The following is a 20897-nucleotide window of genomic DNA, read 5'->3' on the forward strand; positions in this document are numbered from 1 at the left end:
TGTCAGGAAATGGATGTAGGTTTGTTTTTGTTGGATAGAAGTTGGTGAATTTCTTCTTCTGACAGTTTTTTGACGTTGGTGATGATCATATTCTCATGAAGGAAGTGGCCGAATTCATTGCATTCGTCAATAATGCCGGTAAATAAAGAGCGCAACTCGGTTGTTAAGGGCAATAGCAGTAAAGTGGTGGCATATTCTTTTTTGAATTCCATAAATTCGACCTGTCCCTTAGCTTTATGGATGGCTGCTTCCGTTTCATTTTTCAGGATGTTTTGTTGGTAAGCGGGGAGATGCTCTGGTATTTTATAAAAAAATACACAGAAATAGCGCAACAACAATCCATGTCCTCCTAAACCAGTGGAAATGAATATTCCGGGGTCGTCCAGTAAGGTGGATTGTAAAAGTATGCGGGATTGCTGTAAGGCAATGATAGACCATTTTTGCAAGGGAGAGGCTTGCTTTGAAAAGTTTTCGATGGCTCTGTAAACGGTTACTTCGTCCAATGTGGCGAGAACGACCAACATTCTTTTTTTGATTTCCAGGGTAATGTTTTCGTCAAAAAGGTCATTGATATTCTCCAGATACTGTTTGCTGAGTGCCTGATAGTTTTTAGTTTCCCTGGCTAAGGAATTCAGCATTTCAAAATACTCTTTCTGTACTTTAATATCTACCTCTTCTTCCAGGATATTCAGGTTGGAGCCGGCCATGGCTAACAACTGGTCAATATCTTCGATTTTTTTGCCTTGTTTTTCCATGTTGAGTATATTTCCCTGGGACAAAGTTAGGTTATTATTTTCAGATAAAAAAAAGCTGCTCATAGAGCAGCTTTCCTATATCTTGAAAAGAAATTATGCTTTATGTCTGCGTTCGTCAGATACTGTTAATTTCTTTCTTCCTTTAGCTCTTCTTCTGGCTAAAACTGCTCTTCCGCCTGCTGTCGCCATTCTTTCTCTGAAACCGTGTTTGTTTCTTCTTTTTGTGTTTGAGGGTTGAAATGTCCGTTTCATGGTAAATTATATTTTATCATTGTTTTTTCACTTTGGACTGCAAAAGTAGGGATTTTTTTTGTGACTCCAAATAAAACAATCTTTTTTTTGCCGGGAGGAGTGAAACTCAGACAGGGGAAAAGCGTATAAAAAATGACAAAATGTAAACCAAGTGAGAATAAAAAGTTGGGAAGGAGGGATAAAATAAGGTAAGTATACTTGTTTGTTTTGTAAAAATTTATTAACTTTAATGCAACAGTCAAAGATATGAGGCAACTTAAGATTACAAAGCAGATTACAGGGCGTGAATCGTATGCTATAGAAAAATATCTTCAGGAGATTGGAAAAATTCATGTACTAACCCCTGAAGAAGAAGCTGATTTGGCAAAAAGGATTCGTGGCGGAGATGCCCAGGCCCGGGAGAAATTGGTTTTGGGTAATTTGCGTTTTGTTGTTTCTGTTGCAAAACAGTATCAGAATCACGGTTTAACTTTGGGAGACCTGATTAATGAAGGAAATGTTGGGTTGATTAAAGCTGCGCAGTGTTTTGATGAAACAAAAGGGTTTAAATTTATTTCCTATGCTGTTTGGTGGATTCGTCAATCTATTTTACAAGCTATAGCTGAAGATGCCCGTCTAATCCGTTTGCCTTTGAATAAAATCAGTACAATGAATAAGGTAAATCGTTGTTATATGGCATTGGAGCAGGAGTATCAACGGGAACCTACAGAGGAAGAAATTGCAGAGAATATGGATATCACACCACGAGAGGTGAAAGAAAATATGAAAATAGCCCATAAACCGATTTCTATGGATGCGCCTTTGACAATGGATGAGGAGTCGGTTTCCCTGTATGATATATATGTTTCGCCTGATCCGGTAATCCAGGGGCCAGAGATGACTTTAAACCAGGATTCCCTCAAAAGGGATATTGAGCGTTCTTTTAGTATGCTTTCTCAAAGAGAGGCTGCTATTTTGAGTATGTATTACGGGTTGAACGGTTACGCTGCCATGTCTCTCGAGGAGATTGGTACGAAACTGGGATTGACCAGCGAACGGGTCCGTCAGGTGAAGACAAAGGCTATCCGTAAACTCAAAGAGATGCAGAATAATAAACGCCTGAAAGCTTATTTGTAAGTTTGTAGGGGAAAAGGAAAAACGGAAGTCCTTGATGGGCTTCCGTTTTTTATGTATTTCTGTTTTTTAGAAGAAAACAGTGTAAATGATAGCCAGTAGAATGCAGATGATGTAAGCACAGATGTTAAAGACTTTATCTGTTTTAAACATATCTGCTGTTAATTTGATGGCTTTTGGATCATCATCTGTCGGACAACTGCTCAGGCTGACCATGAAGATAATAACGATGGTTAGGATACAGGTGTAGAACATTTGATCCATGAAAGGCATCTCGAATGGCAATAGTTTGAAGATCAAAGCGATTGGAATAGAACAGAGTACTCCCCAGATAGCACCCTTGTTAGTCGCTTTTTTCCAGAAGAGTCCCATGAGGAATACTGCCAGGATTCCCGGGCTCACCAATCCGGTATATTCCTGAATGTACTGGAACATTTGGTCTATGCCTCCCAGTAGCGGTGCCAGTAATACGGCTATGACAAGGGCAATGCCGGCAGTCAAACGGCCTGTATTCACCAATTGATGTTGGGAAGCGTTTTGATTGAGATAAGGTTTGTAGATATCCATGGTGAAGATGGTGGAGGTGGAGTTTAGCATGGAAGCCAAAGAAGATACAATGGCTGCAGCTAAAGCGGCTAGCACCAATCCTTTTATTCCGATGGGAATGAATGTGCTGATTAACCAGGGGTAAGCATTGTCATTGTTCAGCGCCGACGAACCGGCAATTTCAAATGCACTTTTAGCTCCATGTAAGTTTTCAGTGAACATGACCCATGCAATAATACCGGGAATGGCTACAATGAAAGGAATTAACATTTTCAGGAATGCGGCAAAGGCAATACCTCTTTGTGCTTCTTTGAGGGATCTGGCAGCCAGTGTGCGTTGGATGATGTATTGATTGAATCCCCAGTAATACAGGTTTGCCACCCAAAGGCCTCCGATAAGTACATAGATACCTGGCAGGTTATTATATTCTTTGTGGTCGCGGGAAAGAATCATGTCAAATTTATCTCCGGCTACGTTAGCTACGTGGGAGATTCCGTTCATGATTCCGCCGTCGGGAGTGACGTAATGGAGGGCTACCAGAGTTGTAATGATACCGCCGATGACGAGCAGGGCTACCTGAATGACGTCTGTCCAGGCCACAGCCGAAAGGCCTCCGTAGAGAGAATAGGCTGCGGCAAACAGTGCTAAGGCAATGATGGCCGGAATAACCATGGTGCCGTCTCCCACCCCTATAATGGTGTCGATGGCTTTACCTCCTAAATAAAGCACGGAAGTCAGGTTGACGAAGATGAACAAGGCAATCCAAAATACAGCTAAAATGGTTTTCAGATTAGTAGAAAAACGTTTCTCAACAAATTCAGGAATGGTGTATATGCCTTGCTTGATGAATACCGGCAAAAAGAATTTACCGACGATAATCAAAGTCAGTGCTGCCATAAATTCGTAAGAGGCAATGGCTAATCCTCCCGCAAAACCGGAACCGGACATTCCGATAAATTGTTCGGCGGAGATATTGGCTGCAATCAGGGAGGAACCGATGGCCCACCACGGCAGAGCCTTGCTGGCTAAGAAATAATCTTCTGCAGTTTTTGTTTGTCCCTTTTTGGTGCGGGAAACCCATAGACCTACCCCGATCAGTAGAATGGCATAGATGCCGAGGATAATAAAATCTATGATATGGAAACTCGGATTCATAAATGTTATTTTATCTGGATTATTAATAAAGTTTTCGTGCACCTTCGCCTACATCGGCAATATAGAAAGTTGCTTCCAAATTTACTTTCTCTTTATAGAGTTTACCTACTTTTTCAATGTAGTCGTTGACTTTGTCTGCTTGTACGAGGGTAACCGTACATCCTCCGAATCCAGCCCCGGTCATGCGGGAGCCCAGAACTCCTTCCAGGTGTTGTCCTTCTTCGGCCAGAGTATCCAGTTCTATACCGGTTACTTCGTAATCTTCTTTTAAAGATTGATGTGAAGCATTCATCAGGAGGCCGAATGTTTTAAGATCGCCTGATTTCAGCGCATCAATTGCTTTGATGACTCTTTGGTTTTCGTATACGGCATGTCTGGCCCGACGGCGTACCGTTTCATTTTGGATCAGGTGACTGTATTTTTCAAATTCTTCTTCTGTCAGTTCGCACAGGAAATTGATTTTGCGGGCAGTAGAAATGGTTGCTACTGCTTCATCACATTCACTTCTCCGTTCGTTGTATTTGGAATCAGCCAGTCCTCTTTTTTTATTGGTGTTGGCGATTACCAGTTTGTAACCTTGCATTTCGAGAGGGACGTAGTCATATTTCAGTGAGGCACAATCCAGGGCAATTGCTTTCTGGGCTTTTCCCATGCCGACGGCAAACTGGTCCATAATTCCGCAGTTTACGCCGACGTAGATATTTTCTGCTTTCTGGGAAATTTTTACCAAATCAACCATGTCCAGGTTGGCCTTACACATTTCGTTTAACATGACGGCTGTTACTACTTCGATAGAAGCTGATGAAGAAAGCCCTGCTCCGTTGGGTATATTTCCGTAGTATAACAGGTCATATCCCCAAACGTCAAATCCCCGGTTTGCAAATTCTTTCATAACTCCTAACGGGTATTTAATCCATGTGCTGGGTTTATTGATGAAAGCGTTTGCATCTACCGTTCCGGAAAACTCCATATTGATACTGGAGAAAGAGGTTTTTTTGTCGTTTCTGGGAGACAACAAAAGATAAGTACCAAAACTTAATGCACAAGGGAATACTAAACCTCCGTTATAGTCGGTGTGTTCGCCGATTAGGTTGACACGCCCTGGTGCGAAAAAAGCGTGTTCTGCTTTTTTGCCATAGATTTCTTCGAATGTATGTTCCAGATCAAGTATATTCATAAATATATTGTTGGTGATTTTACTTTGCACTACATTAATTTGACAAAAATATAATATTTTTTTTAGTACTGCAATTTATAGTAAAAGACTTCCGTTAGTTTAAATAAAAAGGTGGTATAAATATTTTTTTTTATCAAAAATTGATACCTTTGTAAATCATTCTAATGTGTGATGGAAGCAGAATTATATGTATTGAAAAGTCCGGAGCTGGAAGTGCATGTGACTAATCTCGGAGCAACGCTGGTGCGTGTGATTACTCCGGACAACGCTGGTAAACCTACGGATATTTTGTTGGGGCTGGAACGGGCATCCGATTATGATAGTCCGGCCTATATTGCGGGAGGATCTTATTTGGGTGCCTGTATCGGAAGGTATGGGAACCGTATTGCCCAGGGAAAATTTTCTATTGACGGTCGGGAATTTCAATTGGCTGTGAATAATGGACCTAATCATTTGCACGGGGGGCACAGAGGTTTTGACCGGAAATTATGGACAAAGGTGGAACAAGGGTCTTCGTCGGTTGTATTGCGGTATAAGAGTCCGGACGGAGAAGAAAACTATCCCGGTAATCTGGTGGTGACTGTGACGTTTCGGGTGGAAGGCAAAGAACTGAAAATCAATTATGAAGCTGAGACAGACAAGAAATGTTATGTCAATCTGACACATCATCCTTATTTTAATCTGAATCCGGGGCTTGCTGATGTGCGTTCGTTGCGCTTAAAGTTATTTTCCCGACAATATTTACATACGAACGGATTGATTCCGGATGGTACTTTTGTGCAGGCTGAGGGAGCATATGATTTTTCAGGTTTCAGGGCTTTGAAGGAAGTGATTGAAGATTATGGCGGACTGGATGATTGCTATGTGTTTGAAGCGGATGGAAAAGTAGAACGCAGGGCTGAGTTATGGAGTCCGGAGTCCGGGATAAAGCTTTATGTCTGTTCGGATTATCCGGGTTTACAAGTGTATACCGGCCGTTTTTTGCAAGTAGAAGATGCAAGGGGGGGATTGTCTTATGGTGCTTATACCGGAGTGGCTTTAGAGGCTCAGTATTGGCCGGATTCTCCGCATCATGCTTCTTTTCCCACCACTTTGTTACAACCAGGAGAAGTTTATCGGAAAACTACGATATATGGTATCGAATAACCAGGAAAGTTCAATATGTTTTATTTGTTTAAACTGACAAGAAATTATGGGAAAGTACGAATTAAATAAGAACCTTGCTCAGATGTTAAAGGGTGGGGTTATTATGGATGTAACCAATGCTGAACAGGCGAAAATTGCGGAAGCAGCAGGAGCCTGTGCTGTGATGGCATTGGAAAGGGTTCCGGCAGATATTCGGCGTGACGGTGGTGTCGCCCGAATGTCCGATCCGCAGATGATTAAGGCTATCCAGAAAGCTGTTTCCATTCCGGTGATGGCTAAAGTGAGAATCGGCCATTTTGTGGAAGCACAGATATTAGAGGCGATAGGCATTGATTTTATTGATGAAAGTGAAGTCTTGACCCCTGCCGATGAACTTTATCATGTGGACAAGACTGCTTTTAAAGTTCCGTTTGTATGCGGTGCCCGTAATTTGGGAGAAGCTTTACGCCGGATTGGGGAAGGTGCAGCCATGATACGTACAAAGGGAGAGGCTGGGACCGGAAATGTAGTGGAGGCTGTTACCCATATGCGGCAAATCAGTGATGATATGCGCCGGGTGAAAAATGCGGGAGTGGAAGAATTGATGACTTTAGCTAAAGAGTTTGGAGCCCCTTATGAATTGGTAAAATATGTGCATGAACATGGGAAATTGCCGGTTGTGAATTTTGCTGCAGGAGGTATTGCCACCCCTGCTGATGCTGCTTTGATGATGCAACTGGGTTCGGAAGGTGTATTTGTAGGTTCTGGTATTTTTAAATCCGGAGATCCTGAAAAGCGGGCAAGAGCTATTGTTCAGGCCGTTACTTATTATAACGATCCGTTGAAGTTGGCTGAGCTCTCAGAAAATCTGGGAGAGGCGATGTCCGGTTTGGAAATTAAAACTCTGGAAAGCAAATATGCCGAGAGAGGATGGTAATGTTTTAACATAGTCTATAAAGTTTGTCTGCTTTATAGGCTATGTTGTCCCTTTTAGCTATGAAGATAGGAATCTTAGGTTTTCAAGGAGCTGTTGTTGAACATCAACAGCATATAGAAAAGATTGGAGAGGAGGCGGTGGTTGTCCGTTATCCGGGGCAATTAGATGATTTGGATGGAATTATCTTGCCGGGAGGAGAGAGTACTACAATGGGAAAGTTATTGAACCGTACCGGTATGATGGAGCCTTTGAAGGAGAAAATATTGCAGGGACTTCCGGTGTGGGGTACTTGTGCCGGAATGATTTTGCTTGCTAAAAATTTGGTAAATGATTCTGTAAGACATCTGGCAGTGATGGATATTGAAGTGAAACGAAATGCTTATGGAACTCAGATCGATAGTTTTGATATGGAAGTAAGTCTTCCGGAAATTAGTCCGAAGCCGGAACCATTGGTATTTATCCGTGCGCCTTATATTATCCGTGCCGGAGAAGGGGTAAGGGTATTGTGTCGGGTGGACGGCCATATTGTGGCTGCCAGGCAAGGTCATATGTTCGCCACTTCTTTTCATCCGGAGCTGACTGACAGCCTGGCTTTTCATCGTTATTTTGCAGAAATATGCCGGGAAGACAGGGAAGGATAAGCTTTCCTTTACAATAAAGGGGCAAGTTCTTCGCGGGTCAGCGTTGCCGTACCTATTTTTTTTACTACAATACCAGCTGCTATATTGGCGGTTTTTATGGCGTCTATTATATCCATACCGGCGGCAAGGCAAATACTGAGTGTGGCAACTACCGTGTCACCTGCTCCGCTAACGTCAAATACTTCTTCTGAATGGGTTGGAATATGAAGGGGAGGAAAGTCTCCGATGAGGCTCATGCCTTTTTCGCTTCGGGTCACTAACAGTGAAGTGAGCTGGTTGGTTTCCATGGCTTCCCGTGCTGCTTTTTCAATTGCCTGGTCAGTATTGGGTACCGAATAGCCCACAATATCGCTTAGTTCTTTTACATTTGGGGTTATTATGTCCGCTCCCATGTATTTTTTCCAGTTTTTCCCTTTGGGGTCAATAATGACTTTTTTCCCCTGATTTTGGGCCAGTCGGACCAGGTAGCAACAAAAATCTTCTGAAATGAGTCCTTTGCCATAGTCGGAAATGACTAAAATATGATATTCCGGTAATGCCTGGCTGATTTTTTCCTTTAATTGTTGTTTTTCGTTTTCGCTAAGTCCGTTTTTTTCTTCATAATCCACCCTGACAATTTGTTGTTTCCCGCCGATAATCCGGGCTTTGGTAATGGTTGGATTGGAAGTTCTTAACAGAAAAGTGTGAATGTGTCGCCGGTGGCTGATATTTTCTATTTCCCTGCCAAAAAAATCATGGCCAATTGTGCCGCATAATAGGGTTTGTCCCCCGAGACTTGCTATGTTGTTGGCTACATTGGAAGCTCCTCCCAGACGAGACTCTTCTTTATGAATGTTGACAATAGGTACAGGAGCTTCCGGAGAAATTCTTTCTACTTGTCCGAAATAATATTTGTCAAGCATGACATCGCCGACAATGAGCACTTTATAATTAGAGAAATCCAGTTCCTTCATTTTCGTTTTATTCAGTTCCTCCGAATTCCATGAGGTAAGCTTTGATAAATTCATCAATCTTTCCGTCCATTACTCCTCCAACATCAGAGGTTTGGTAATTGGTTCGGTGGTCTTTTACCCGGCGGTCATCAAAAACATAGCTACGGATTTGAGAACCCCATTCGATTTTTTTCTTGTTGGCCTCTACTTTGGCCTGTTCTGCCATCCGGTGTTGTAATTCTTTGTCGTAGAGGATAGAACGCAATTGGCGCAATGCATTCTCTTTGTTTTTAGGCTGGTCCCGGGTTTCTGTGTTTTCGATGAGAATTTCTTCTTCTTCGCCGGTATAGGGGTCTTTGTATTGATAGCGCAGACGTACACCGGATTCCACTTTGTTAACATTCTGTCCGCCGGCACCTCCGGAGCGGAAAGTATCCCAGCTGATATCTGCCTGATTGATGGAAATTTCTATGGTGTCGTCTACCAAAGGTGTAACAAATACCGAAGCGAAAGAAGTCATTCTTTTCCCCTGGGCGTTAAAGGGAGATACCCGTACCAAGCGGTGTACTCCATTTTCTCCTTTCAGATAGCCGTAGGCAAAATCACCTTCTATTTGCAGGGTTACAGTTTTGATTCCTGCTTCGTCCCCATCTTGTAATGTGCTGACAGAACATTTATAATGGTTATTTTCTGCCCATCGGATATACATGCGCATTAGCATGGATGCCCAATCCTGGCTTTCTGTGCCGCCGGCTCCTGAGTTGATTTTCAGTACACAACTCATTTCGTCGGCTTCGCCCTGCAGCATGTTTTTTAATTCCAGGTTTTCTACCAAACTCAAGGTTTCGGCATAGTGGGTGTCCACTTCTTCTTCGGTGGCTTCTCCTTCTTTAGCAAATTCATACAATACATTCAGGTCATCTATGGAACGGCAAACTTCTTCACAACCTTCTATCCAGCCTTTCAATTCCCGCACTTGTTTCATCACCTTTTCTGCTGTTTTGGCATCATTCCAGAAGTCCGGAGCCTGCGTCCGCATTTCAATCTCTTCCAGTTCTATTTTCTTATGGTCGAGGTCAAAGATACCTCCTCAGAGCGCCGCCGCGTTCTTCAACTGCTTTCAGTTGATCTATTGTAATCATAACTTGTGTTTTAATTTTCTAATTCAATGGTTTGAGCTGAATCATTTTCTGGCATAACCGGCCGGGAAGGACGAAGCAAGCCGGGGTTGAGCAATTTCTCCACCTGTTGGCTAATGTCCATAGCCAATTCTTTGTCGCCATGTTGATAGGTTATTTGCATCAGCTTTTGAAGTATATTCAGGCTCATTTCCTCATTTTGCCGGATACTGGGTGTATTGGCAAATTTAGGCGACAGAGAATTGATGTATTTTAGCATCTGGATGTTGTTTCTGGTCAGTTCATTTACCAGATGACGGGCTGATTCTTTTTTATCCAACATATAATAAAGCTGGGCATAGAAAGTCAGGGTTCCGTCTGCGGGGATTTGATACAGAGGTAATTCTTCCAGGCTTTTATCTAAGACAGCAGCAGCTTGTTCATACTTTCCTTCTTGCTGTAGTTGATCTGCCAGACGGAAGAATGTACTCCGGTATTTCATTACTCCAATGTTGTTGTCATGGAAATAGTCGATATTGACTTTTGGATCTTTGATATTTCCCCATACGAATTTATTCATCATATTGTCGTAGAGGATATCGGAGTCTATTTTGCCATATTCGTTGAATTTTTGAGAAGGAGTTTCAACCGGTATCAATCTGTAAGCGGCACCTTCCAGTTGGAAATATTTCTCAAATCCCATATAGGAGTCTGCTCCCATACCTATTCCGAAATAGATCGGACGTTCCCAGTCGTTTGTTGCAATGATATCCAAGACCATAAGCTGGGATTTGTTCAGGTATCTGCCTTTTAAGTTAATGTTCAGTTCTTTTACAATTTTATCGCTGTCCTGGGCTTTTACCGTACCGTTGGCTATGACTTTTGCTGAGTCTATGGGTAGATAAAGATTTCGGGTTGGAATGTAGTCCAGGCTGGATATGGAACCTTTTACTTTGGTTTGAGGCAGATCGCTGGCTACAAATTCCATGGCTTCCCGTAAGTCAGCCCGTTTGAATTGTTCCATAACGACTATTGTTTCCCGTTTCCCGTCACGGTATTGTTCTTTTGTGAAAGAGATCGGGACTGCCGGTGATTCGTAAGCTTTCCGTTTGATTTGGTCAATATACCATGGTCCGGCAAGCAAACTAAGATTAACGATACGGATGTCACGTCGGACACCTTCCACTTCTTGTGCATACCAGAGCGGGAAAGTGTCGTTATCTCCATACGTAAACAATATCGCATTGGGAGCGCAGGAGTTCAGGTAGTTCTTGGCATATGCAATGGTGGCATAGCGTCCGGCACGGGTGTGGTCATCCCAGTTTTGTGCTCCCATATTTACGGGAACTGCGAATAGACAGACTACGGTTGTGATGAGGGCGGATGCTGCCGGATTCAGTTGTCTGATGTGTTTATTCATAAACTCCCAGATAGCCAGTACGCCCAAGCCAATCCAGATGGCAAAAGCGTAGAAAGAACCGGCGTAAGCATAATCCCGTTCACGGGGTTCAACAGGCGACTGGTTCAGGAATATGATGATGGCTATACCTGTGAGAAGGAATAATAACATGACAACCCAGAAGTCCTGTTTGCCGGTTCTGCTTTTCCGGTATTGATAGAACATGCCGAGAAGACCCAGTAAGAAAGGAAGCATATAATATTTATTATAAGCTTTCTCATTTTTTAAAGTGTCGGGAAGTTCGGATTGGTTGCCTAAACGTAATTCGTCCAAGAATCTGATGCCTGTAATCCAGTTGCCCTGTGTAATTTCTCCGTTTCCCTGTATGTCATTTTGCCGTCCAGAGAAATTCCACATGAAGTATCTCCAATACATATGTCCCAATTGGTAATTGAAGAAAAAACGGAGGTTGTTGCCAAAACTGGGTCGGGTAATCGGTTCTCCGTCGACCATGTAAGTTGGTCCGTTGTTCTTACCAGCCCATGCCTGGTATTGTGCGGGATAAAAGGAACGGCCATTGTTGTGCATCCGTGGGAAGAATGTACAAAAGCGTTTGTCATATACACCGATAGGTTTGAAACTGACTTTTTCGTATAATCCGGTTTCTTTGTTTTGATAATAAACAGGCTCTCCCTCTTTATAATCGAGTTGGGGTGCATTGTAATATTGTCCGTACAACAGAGGTGTATCTCCGTACTGGTCCCGGTTGATATAAGAAAGCAGGGAAAATACATTGTCCGGACTGTTTTCATCAATAGGAGGGTCGCTCAAAGAACGAATAACTACCATTGAATAGGAGGAATAACCGATCAGGATAACCATAAAGCAGGTCAGGATTGTATTCCAGATGGGCATATTCTTTTTTAAGGTATACCGGATACCCCATATCAATCCGCTTACAATCAGGAGAACGTAAATGATAACCCCGGTATTGAATGGGAATCCCATGCCATTGGTGAACATAAGTTCAAACCAACCGGCTATTTTAATGACTCCGGGAATAACTCCGAAATTTACCACTCCGAGGATAATCAGGGAGAGAAGTCCGGTTTTAATGATTCCTTTTGGGGTTGGGGTATATTTTTTGAAATAATAGACGAAGACGATGGCCGGAATTGCCAGTAAGTTCAATAAATGAACTCCGATGGATAATCCAATCAGATAAGCGATAAACACGAGCCAACGGTTTGCATAAGGTTCGAATGCTACATTTTCCCATTTCAGGATAGCCCAGAATACCAGGGCTGTAAAGAGGGAGGACATGGCATATACTTCTCCTTCCACTGCCGAGAACCAGAATGTGTCGGTGAATGTAAAGGTCAATGAACCTATTAGAGAAGCTCCCAGTATGGCAAACATCTGTCCTAAGGTCATTTCTTCCCCATCTTTTACTACTAATTTACGTGCCAGATGGGTGATGGACCAGAATAAAAACAGGATTGTGAAGCCTGAGCATAGAGCAGACATGTAATTGATCATCAATGACTGCTTTTCCGGTGAGGGGGCGAAAATAGCAAAGAGCCGGGATATAATCATAAACAAGGGGGCTCCGGGAGGATGTCCCACTTGCAGACCGACTGAGGTGGTGATGAATTCTCCGCAATCCCACAAACTGGCAGTTGGTTCGGCTGTGAGTATATACGTCATGCTTGCAATGATAAAAGTCACCCAGCTGGTAAGTCTGTTAATCAGCCGGAAACTTAAATTGGGATGATTCTTGATGGTGTACATATTCATTTTTTAGATAATTGGCTGTAAAATTAGATTTTAAAACAATAATGATGCTTTTTTTCTCTTGTAAAAAATGTCCTGGATTATAATCTGCTTATATCCAGAATATAAAGAGAAAAGGGTGTTTCATTATAAAGCACGAAAATAATTATTTTATTTGAAATTCCCTCGTTTTTTTTGTTAGAAAACAAAAAACATTCTATATTTGCAGCGTCAAAAACGACACATCAATGATTGTCCCATTGTGTAATGGCAGCACAGCAGGTTTTGGTTCTGTCAGTCCAGGTTCGAATCCTGGTGGGACAACGAGTTGATGCCCAAGTGGTGAAATTGGTATACACGCTAGTTTCAGGTACTAGTGGCTTTACGGCCGTGTAGGTTCGAGTCCTATCTTGGGCACTCCTGTTCTTTAAAATGCCCGAATGGTGAAATTGGTATACACGCTAGTTTCAGGTACTAGTGGCTTCACGGCCGTGTAGGTTCGAGTCCTATTTCGGGCACATGACTGTTTCGAGAGAAGTGGTTTCTGTTTATAAGAAGCCGCTGAAATCTTGAATTTTTGCCCAGGTGGTGAAATTGGTATACACGCTACTTTGAGGTGGTAGTGGTCGAAAGGCTGTGCAAGTTCGAGTCTTGTCCTGGGCACTTATTCTATTTTTTCTCCTTTTTTATTTTTCTGTATTTTCTTGCTTTGTTTTAAGTGGGGAAGTGGAATGGTTCATCCTTAAAAAATATTAGTTTTGTCAATAAATTAAATGGAAAGTAAAGCTTTCTGAAAAGGATTGTGTTTAAAACGAAACAAGCAAGAAGACTTATGGATGATAAGATTGACGGAATAAAGGAGAAAGTATGTGTGCTGTATCGGCAACATTTTGGGAAAGGTCCCGAATATGTGGAGTTGTTACCGGCTTCAGGTTCTGCCCGGAAATATTATCGGCTGGGAGATGGGAGGGAATTCTGTATAGGGGCATATCATAAAGATGTAGATGAAAATCGTTTGTTTATCCGCTTTTCCTGTCATTTCCGGGAAAAAGGCTTACATGTTCCTCAGGTCTACAGTGTTTCTCATGATGGTTTGGTATATCTTCAGGAAGATTTGGGAAATACAATGTTGTTGGATGTCATAGAACAGGAGCGGCAAGCAGAAGGGTGGGAGAAACGATTACCAGAGCTTTACCGGAAATCTTTGGCTGAACTGTTGCGTTTTCAGTTTTTGGGAGGCGAGGGGTTGGATTATTCGCTTTGTGTTCCCCGGCCTGTTTTTGACCGGAGATGTATTTCATGGGATTTGAATTATTTTAAGTATTGCTTTTTACGTTTGGCAGGAGTTCCTTTTTCTGAAGATGCATTGGAGAATGATTTTGAACGATTGACTGCACGGCTTCTGGAGGTGGAAAGAACTGCCTTTATGTTTCGTGATTTTCAGTCCAGGAATATCATGGTTCGGGAAAATAATGTTTGGTTTATTGATTATCAGGGAGGACGTCAGGGGGCTTTGCATTATGATGTGGCCTCTTTGCTTTATGATGCGATTGCGGAGGTGCCGGAAGTATACAAGGAGTCTCTGTTAGACGATTATATAATGATGCTGCAGCAATACCGGCGAGTGGATGCAGACCTGTTTCGGAAAGAATATTATTGTTTTGTATTGATTCGTTTGTTGCAGGCCATGGGAGCTTTCGGGCTGCGTGGATTGTATGAGCGAAAACAGCATTTTATAGATTCTATCCGGCCTGGTTTGTCGAATATTTCTTCTCTTTTTAAACCCGGGAAATTAGGCAATGATTATCCGGAAATTCAGAAAGTGGCAGATGAATTGATTTGTACTTTTTCGAAAACGTCTCTGAGGGAAGGATAGGTATTGCAGAGTATGCTGCTGATTTCCGGCAAGGGAAGCCAGTATACCTCTTCTATATCTTCTTCTTTTTGGGGGCTCAAGTCTGGATTTGCCGGGCAGTTCATGGCATACCAGTAAGTTTTTTTCAGATACCAGTTTTCGTTCCGGTAATAGATGTGTAATGTATCTGTTAAATGTGAAGTAATTTTTACATTTTGAAGACCGCATTCTTCTTCCACTTCGCGTATGGCGCATTGCTCAATGCTTTCTCCTGGTTCCTGATGGCCTTTCGGAAGGTCCGGAGTTCCTGAGCGTTTGATGATTAAAATCCGGTTATTTTGTTGTACAACCCCTCCGGCTGCCTTAACGTACAAAAAGCAGGATTTAAAGATGGAAAAAAGCTCTTCTAGGTCTTCAGCATATAAAATTACAGAGAATTTCTCCGGTTGATTTAATTTTTGAATAATGAATGTTTTGGTTTGATGAAAGTCTAGGTGTATAAATATTTGTTCTTTTGTTTTCAGTAAATTCCGCTCATCAGTGAGTAAAAAACGGCTTTCTTTAAAAAATACTTTATACATTTGTAAAAAATTAAATTTGTCATACAAAAATACAAAAAAAATGAATGCTGTTGCAGAAAAAGTGGCATCTTATTTGCTGGATATTAAAGCAATAAAATTAGAGCCGAATCATCCTTTTACCTGGGCTTCGGGTTGGAAATCTCCGATTTATTGTGATAACCGTAAGACTTTATCTTATCCGGAAGTACGTTCTTATATTAAAGAGCAGTTTGCTGCTTTGGTACGGGAGAAATATCCTCAGGTGGAGGTGATTGCCGGAGTAGCCACCGGAGCTATTGCACAAGGAGTATTGGTTGCGCAGGAGTTGAACCTGCCTTTTATTTATATCCGTTCTTCTGCCAAAAGTCATGGCCTGGAGAATTTAATAGAAGGAGAGTATTCTGCCGGTCAGAAAGTGGTTGTTATTGAGGATTTGGTTTCTACGGGAGGTTCCAGCTTACAGGCAGTGGAAGCTTTACGGAATGCTGGTTGTGAGGTGTTGGGTATGGCTGCAATCTTTACTTACGGTTTTCAAAAAGCCGAAGAGAATTTTAAAAACGCCGGTTGCGAGTTGACCACTTTAAGTAATTATAGTGCTATGATTGATTTGGCGGTGAAAGTCGGTTATGTAAAACCTGAGCAGGTGGAAAAATTAAAAGAGTGGCGTCTGAGCCCAGAGACTTATAAATAATTACGATGTGCTGATGCAAATCGGGCATCAGCACATTTGCATATGAAATCAGTCCTATGTCTACAACAAAAATTGCAAGCGAAATTTTTAAAATTGAAAGTCCTGTGAGGGATGTGTATGCTTTTCTTTCCGATTTTGGGAAAATCGGTCGTTTAATTGAAATGGTGAAGCAAACAGGAATGCCCGTCGGAGAAAATGTGGATATGCAAAAAATATCCGAAAAAATAGAAAGTACGCGGTTTACAGAAGATGCTTGTTATGTGGTGGTGAAAGGAATGGGAGAATTGGTTGTCCGGATTGTGGAGAAAGAAGAACCAAAATTGATTAAGTTGGGAGGCGATGGAGTTTTTCCTTTGGAGTTTAATCTTTGGATTCAGTTATTGGAAAACGGGCCTTATGATACTCGTATGAAAATAACTTTCCACGGTGAACTGAATATGATGATGAAAATGTTGTTGAAAGGTAAACTGGAAAAAGGCATAAACCAACTTGGGGAAAGTTTGTCTAAAATTCCTTACGGACTTTTACAGTCTGCTCAATTTTGAGAAACAGATTTATGATTTCGTCGAATACACCGAAATCATAAATCTGGTATGAAAGTAAAAAGGTCAGGCTCTGAGTTTCTGTGCCTGTACTTTACTCAGATACTTTTCTGCATAAGCTTTGGTGATTGTAATCTGTTTTTTATTCTGGGAAGGTACTTCAAACATTAAGTCTGTCATGATTGCTTCACAGATTGAACGAAGTCCCCGGGCTCCCAAACGAAATTCAATCGCTTTGTCCACAATATATTCATAAACTTCTTCTTCGAATTTTAAGGTGATGCCATCTAATTCGAATAATTTGATGTATTGCCGGATGATAGCGTTTTTGGGTTCCGTCAGGATGTTCCGTAGGGCCTGGCGGTCGAGAGGTTCCAGGTAAGTGAGAACCGGCAGCCGACCAATAATTTCCGGGATTAATCCAAAAGCTTTTAAATCTTGAGGGGCTATGTATTGCAGATAATTCTCCCGGTCTATTTTTTCAGAAGCCTGACTGGCATGGAAACCGACCACCATGGAATTCATGCGGGCTGCAATTTTCTTTTCGATGCCATCAAAAGCACCTCCGCAGATAAAGAGAATGTTTTTGGTATTTACCGGAATCATTTTTTGATCAGGATGTTTGCGTCCTCCCTGGGGGGGGACATTGACGACAGAACCTTCCAGAAGTTTGAGCAGCCCCTGTTGTACGCCCTCTCCGCTGACGTCCCTGGTGATTGAGGGGTTATCTCCTTTGCGGGCAATTTTATCCAATTCGTCAATAAAGACAATACCTTTTTCAGCAGCTTCTACATCGTAATCGGCAGCCTGGAGCAAGCGGGTTAATATGGATTCAATGTCCTCACCGACGTAACCGGCTTCAGTGAGTACCGTTGCATCTACAATGGTGAAAGGAACATGAAGCATTCGGGCGATGGTGCGGGCGAGTAAGGTTTTTCCTGTACCTGTACGGCCTACCATGACAATATTGGATTTCTCTATCTCTACGTCGTCTTTTCCTCCTTTGTGCAAAAGACGTTTGTAGTGGTTGTAGACGGCTACTGCCAGATGTTTTTTAGCTTCATTTTGGCCAATTACATACTGGTCCAGAAAGTTTTTGATCTCGACCGGTTTTTTAATTTCTATATTGTCTAAATTTAGGGTCGATTTGTTTTTCAATTCTTCCTGAACAATTTCATAGGCTTGTGATGCACATTCGTCACAAATGTAACCGTCTGTTCCGGCTATCAGTAAGTTAACCTCGTTGCGGGTCCTGCCGCAAAATGAACATTTATCTTGCATTATGCTTATTTTTTATCTCGGGTTAATATAGTATCAATCATACCATATTCCTTTGCTTCTTCTGCAGTCATCCAGTAATCCCGGTCTGAATCTTTTTCAACTTTCTTGAAAGTCTGACCGGTGTGGTCCGCTATGATTGAATAGAGTTCTTTTTTCAGTTTCTGAACTTCTCTGGAAGTGATTTCGATATCGGAAGCCTGACCTTGTACTCCGCTCATGGGCTGATGGATCATGATACGGGAGTGTTTCAGGGCCGAACGTTTGCCCTGGGCACCAGCACACATTAATACGGCAGCCATAGAAGCTGCAAGGCCGGTGCAGATAGTAGCCACATCGCAATTGATGAATTGCATGGTATCGTAAATACCTAATCCGGCATAAATGGAACCTCCCGGGCTATTGAAGTATAACTGAATGTCCCGACTGGGATCTGCTGTTTCCAGAAATAATAACTGAGCCATGATGATATTGGCAACGTCGTCATCAATAGGTACTCCTAAAAAGATAATCCGGTCCATCATCAAACGCGAGAACACATCCATAGTTGCAATGTTCAATTGTCTTTCTTCGATGATGTTGGGAGTGATATAACTGTTGGTTGCAGTTTGATAACGATGTAAGTTTAAACTGCTGATTCCTCTGTCCCGGAGAGCATATTTTTGAAATTCGTTCTGTAAGTCCATAGTGTATTTGTTGTTTTCAAGGTGCTAAGTTACAAAAAATAATCATATGAGCGTTTTCGGTTTTTATTAAAACTGATGAGGGTAATGGATAAAGAGGTAGTCATATGATTCAATTTTAAAAATTGTCATGAGCGGATGAATATGTTTTTAGAGGCTAACGGTAGCTACAGCATAATCCATTTGGCGGATGGGCGCAACCTGACCATTTCATTCAATCTGTCGGTTATCCATAAGGAACTTCCAAACAGGGATTTAAGATATTTAAGTTCTATTTTCTAATTAAGATACAACCAATTAGAGTCTTCATTCTCTTAAATGGATTGCGATTTAGAAACGAGTGAACCACACATATTCGCCATATTTTGCATTAAATCAAAAGAACACTTTATTGTTATACAAAGATAGCATTTTTTCTTATCATAATTTCAATAGCTAACCTCTATAAAGCTTATAACCTCCGATTTTTCTTTTCTTAATTATTGTAATGCTGGTTTAGTAAATTCACTGTTAGAAGTATTGGGGCAACAAGAGTTGTTTGTTGATTCCATGGTGGTGCAACTCGGATGTAATATCCTTTGGGAAATGTTCCGGAACAGGATGATTGAACATCATGGGTTATTTCTGAATTTGGGAACGATGAAAGTAAATCCGGTAAATATATTCATGAAAAATACATAAGTGTATTTGGTTGCTTTAGAGGAATATATTACTTTTGCACCCGAAAAACGAAAAAAGGAGTTTTGTAATCCTCATCGGAGGGCAGAATTATAGAATGCCGGATAAGATGACTGGGTAAAACCAATCAACTTGTCCGGCATTTTTCATTGTGTCGGAATATTAAAAATGTAAAATATGGAAAGAGACGCTATTGATTTGGGAAATGTGAATGTGTTCAAGCTATTCAACAAGTATTTCATCCCCACGTTGCTGGGGATGCTGAGCATGTCGGCTGTAACGGTCATCGACGGCATCTTTGTGGGACACGGTGTGGGCAGCGATGGTGTGGCTGCCATTAACATCTGCATTCCCGTACTGATGTTACTCATGGGAGTGGCGCTGATGCTGGGCGCAGGATGTTCGGTTGTGGCTTCCATCCATCTGGCGCGGGGCAAGGAGCGGGTTGCGCGGATGAACGTAACGCAGACCCTCGTTTTCGCTACACTGATAACGCTGGTACCGTCGGTCGTCATCATGCTTTTTTCCGATACTACGGGACGTCTGCTCGGTTCGTCTGACCATCTGTTACCGTTGGTAAAAGACTACTTGCAATGGTTCATTCCCTCTCTTCTGTTTGAGATGTGGATGGCCATATCGCTCTTCATCATCCGTTTGGACGGTGCGCCTAAACTGGCCATGTGGTGCAACATCATCCCGGCAGCCGTCAATATTGTGCTGGACTGGCTCTTCATTTTTCCGTTGGGATTGGGAGTAACGGGTGCAGCGGCTGCCACGACAATCAGCTTGGTTATCGGCGGTGTTATCAGCATGGGGTATCTGCTGTTCCGCGCACGGCACTTGCGTCCGATTATGCCCAAATGGAGCCGTAAGAGCCTGCGTCTGTCGCTACGCAATATTGGCTACCAGTGCCGCATCGGTTCGTCGGCATTGCTGGGCGAATGTACGATGGCTATGTTCATATTCGTCGGCAATCAGGTATTCATGCACTATTTGGGCGATGACGGCGTAGGTGCCTTCGGTATAGCTTGCTATTACATGCCCTTCGTCTTCATGATCGGCAATGCCATCGCGCAGTCGGCGCAACCCATCATCAGTTACAATTTCGGTGCGGGACTACATAGTCGTGTGGCGGCAACGGAGCGGATTGCACTACTGACTGCCGTGGTGTGTGGTGCGGCGGTTACCTTGCTTTTCGTTTATTTTCCTGAATGGCTGGTCGGACTGTTCGTAGATCCCACGGTATCTGCGGCATGGATCGCCATCGACGGGTTCCCGCTCGTCTCCGCAGCTTTCGTTTGCTTCATCCTGAATCTGACGGCTATAGGTTACTATCAGAGTGTGGAGCGCATTCGCCCGGCCACAGTTTTCGCCCTGTTGCGTGGTATGATTTTCCTCGTCCCAAGTTTTATCCTGTTGCCCCGTGCGTTGGGTGTTGCCGGCATCTGGCTGGCACTGACACTGTCTGAGGCGGCAACTACGGTGTGTATCGCCGTGTTTTACCTATGGCGACAGAGAGATGATATGATACTTGAATGAAGCCTTGAATATGTTTTTAAAAAAGCGGAGAACAGACTTATGTCCATTCTCCGCTTTTTGGAAAAAACGGTAAACTTGCCCCCTTAAAAACGGATGAAGGTGACCACCTAAAGTTCCTCCTTCAAAAAAGTGTAAAGTTGTTCATCGG

General features: G+C 42.5%; 19 protein-coding genes and 4 tRNA genes. 13 read left to right on the forward strand and 10 right to left on the reverse strand.

The features are described from left to right. Positions 1-2 precede the first annotated feature (2 nt). Positions 3-755, reverse strand: coding sequence for a hypothetical protein (locus tag D1136_RS10365; RefSeq protein ID WP_161877556.1), 753 nt, complete (start codon positions 753-755; stop codon positions 3-5). Between the two features lie 93 nt (positions 756-848). After that, a complete protein-coding gene (rpmH, locus tag D1136_RS10370; RefSeq protein WP_013612287.1) occupies positions 849-1007 on the reverse strand; it encodes a 50S ribosomal protein L34 in 159 nt (52 codons plus the stop codon). A 246-nt stretch (positions 1008-1253) separates the two neighbouring features. Between rpmH and D1136_RS10375 the strand changes: the two genes are divergently transcribed. Continuing rightward, a complete protein-coding gene (locus D1136_RS10375) occupies positions 1254-2123 on the forward strand; it encodes an RNA polymerase sigma factor RpoD/SigA (protein ID WP_161877557.1) in 870 nt (289 codons plus the stop codon). Between the two features lie 66 nt (positions 2124-2189). On the opposite strand, the gene D1136_RS10380 is transcribed toward D1136_RS10375, so the two are convergent. Continuing rightward, positions 2190-3821, reverse strand: a complete 1632-nt coding sequence (locus D1136_RS10380) for a sodium/sugar symporter (protein WP_161877558.1) — start codon at positions 3819-3821, stop codon at positions 2190-2192. Positions 3822-3843: 22 nt separating this feature from the next. Beyond that, positions 3844-4998: a galactokinase gene (locus D1136_RS10385; RefSeq protein WP_161877559.1), complete on the reverse strand. Its 1155-nt coding sequence runs from the start codon at positions 4996-4998 to the stop codon at positions 3844-3846. A gap of 171 nt (positions 4999-5169) precedes the next feature. Between D1136_RS10385 and D1136_RS10390 the strand changes: the two genes are divergently transcribed. From D1136_RS10390 to pdxT, 3 genes are read left to right on the forward strand one after another with little or no spacing between them, the layout of a single operon-like run. Then, positions 5170-6144 carry an aldose epimerase family protein gene (locus tag D1136_RS10390; RefSeq protein WP_237567056.1) on the forward strand — a complete coding sequence of 325 codons (975 nt, stop codon included), beginning with the start codon at positions 5170-5172 and terminating at the stop codon, positions 6142-6144. Positions 6145-6190: 46 nt separating this feature from the next. Continuing rightward, positions 6191-7060: a pyridoxal 5'-phosphate synthase lyase subunit PdxS gene (pdxS, locus tag D1136_RS10395; RefSeq protein ID WP_161877561.1), complete on the forward strand. Its 870-nt coding sequence runs from the start codon at positions 6191-6193 to the stop codon at positions 7058-7060. Positions 7061-7119: 59 nt separating this feature from the next. Then, entirely contained in the window at positions 7120-7701 is a 582-nt protein-coding gene (gene pdxT, locus D1136_RS10400; RefSeq protein ID WP_161877562.1) for a pyridoxal 5'-phosphate synthase glutaminase subunit PdxT, read from the forward strand. 8 nt (positions 7702-7709) lie between these two features. On the opposite strand, the gene rfaE1 is transcribed toward pdxT, so the two are convergent. The 3 genes from rfaE1 to D1136_RS10415 all read right to left on the reverse strand — a co-directional run bounded on the left by rfaE1 (position 7710) and on the right by D1136_RS10415 (position 12941). Beyond that, complete coding sequence (gene rfaE1 / locus D1136_RS10405) at positions 7710-8654, reverse strand: D-glycero-beta-D-manno-heptose-7-phosphate kinase (RefSeq protein ID WP_161877563.1); 945 nt, start codon at positions 8652-8654, stop codon at positions 7710-7712. 7 nt (positions 8655-8661) lie between these two features. Then, positions 8662-9775 (reverse strand): peptide chain release factor 2 gene (gene prfB / locus D1136_RS10410; RefSeq protein ID WP_161877564.1). Its coding sequence is split into 2 segments (ribosomal slippage): positions 8662-9711 and positions 9713-9775, totalling 1113 coding nucleotides; the frame shifts between segments, so codons are not numbered across the junction. Between the two features lie 10 nt (positions 9776-9785). Next, positions 9786-12941: a DUF2723 domain-containing protein gene (locus D1136_RS10415; protein WP_161877565.1), complete on the reverse strand. Its 3156-nt coding sequence runs from the start codon at positions 12939-12941 to the stop codon at positions 9786-9788. A gap of 235 nt (positions 12942-13176) precedes the next feature. On the opposite strand from D1136_RS10415, the gene D1136_RS10420 reads away from it, so the two are divergent. The 5 genes from D1136_RS10420 to D1136_RS10440 all read left to right on the forward strand — a co-directional run bounded on the left by D1136_RS10420 (position 13177) and on the right by D1136_RS10440 (position 14799). Further along, positions 13177-13247 (forward strand) — tRNA-Gln (locus tag D1136_RS10420). A 9-nt stretch (positions 13248-13256) separates the two neighbouring features. After that, positions 13257-13340: transfer RNA gene (locus tag D1136_RS10425), tRNA-Leu, on the forward strand. 17 nt (positions 13341-13357) lie between these two features. Next, positions 13358-13441 (forward strand) — tRNA-Leu (locus D1136_RS10430). Between the two features lie 61 nt (positions 13442-13502). Next, positions 13503-13586 (forward strand) — tRNA-Leu (locus D1136_RS10435). A gap of 169 nt (positions 13587-13755) precedes the next feature. Beyond that, positions 13756-14799, forward strand: coding sequence for an aminoglycoside phosphotransferase family protein (locus D1136_RS10440; protein WP_161877566.1), 1044 nt, complete (start codon positions 13756-13758; stop codon positions 14797-14799). Here the strand turns inward: D1136_RS10440 and D1136_RS10445 are convergent. Further along, positions 14739-15152 carry an NUDIX hydrolase gene (locus D1136_RS10445; RefSeq protein ID WP_237567054.1) on the reverse strand — a complete coding sequence of 138 codons (414 nt, stop codon included), beginning with the start codon at positions 15150-15152 and terminating at the stop codon, positions 14739-14741. The two genes, D1136_RS10440 and D1136_RS10445, sit on opposite strands and share 61 nt — an antisense overlap. Before the next feature lie 247 nt (positions 15153-15399). Between D1136_RS10445 and pyrE the strand changes: the two genes are divergently transcribed. After that, positions 15400-16029 (forward strand): orotate phosphoribosyltransferase, encoded by a 630-nt coding sequence (gene pyrE, locus D1136_RS10450; protein WP_161877568.1) that lies wholly within the window; start codon positions 15400-15402, stop codon positions 16027-16029. A gap of 56 nt (positions 16030-16085) precedes the next feature. Continuing rightward, positions 16086-16574 (forward strand): hypothetical protein, encoded by a 489-nt coding sequence (locus tag D1136_RS10455; RefSeq protein ID WP_161877569.1) that lies wholly within the window; start codon positions 16086-16088, stop codon positions 16572-16574. Between the two features lie 63 nt (positions 16575-16637). Here the strand turns inward: D1136_RS10455 and clpX are convergent, their stop codons facing one another. Together clpX and clpP are read right to left on the reverse strand one after the other, a co-directional pair. Further along, the gene (gene clpX, locus D1136_RS10460) at positions 16638-17852 is read right to left on the reverse strand and encodes an ATP-dependent Clp protease ATP-binding subunit ClpX (RefSeq protein ID WP_161877570.1); all 1215 of its coding nucleotides are present in this window, start codon (positions 17850-17852) and stop codon (positions 16638-16640) included. A 5-nt stretch (positions 17853-17857) separates the two neighbouring features. Continuing rightward, complete coding sequence (gene clpP / locus D1136_RS10465) at positions 17858-18535, reverse strand: ATP-dependent Clp endopeptidase proteolytic subunit ClpP (protein ID WP_161877571.1); 678 nt, start codon at positions 18533-18535, stop codon at positions 17858-17860. A 135-nt stretch (positions 18536-18670) separates the two neighbouring features. On the opposite strand from clpP, the gene D1136_RS10470 reads away from it, so the two are divergent. Both D1136_RS10470 and D1136_RS10475 read left to right on the forward strand, forming a co-directional pair. After that, entirely contained in the window at positions 18671-18814 is a 144-nt protein-coding gene (locus D1136_RS10470; RefSeq protein WP_161877572.1) for a hypothetical protein, read from the forward strand. 573 nt (positions 18815-19387) lie between these two features. Then, on the forward strand, positions 19388-20749 hold the full coding sequence (locus tag D1136_RS10475) for an MATE family efflux transporter (protein ID WP_161877573.1): 1362 nt from the start codon (positions 19388-19390) through the stop codon (positions 20747-20749). Positions 20750-20897 lie beyond the last annotated feature (148 nt).

This window comes from Odoribacter sp. Z80 (genome assembly GCF_009935865.1).
Classification (GTDB): Bacteria; Bacteroidota; Bacteroidia; order Bacteroidales; family Marinifilaceae; genus Odoribacter.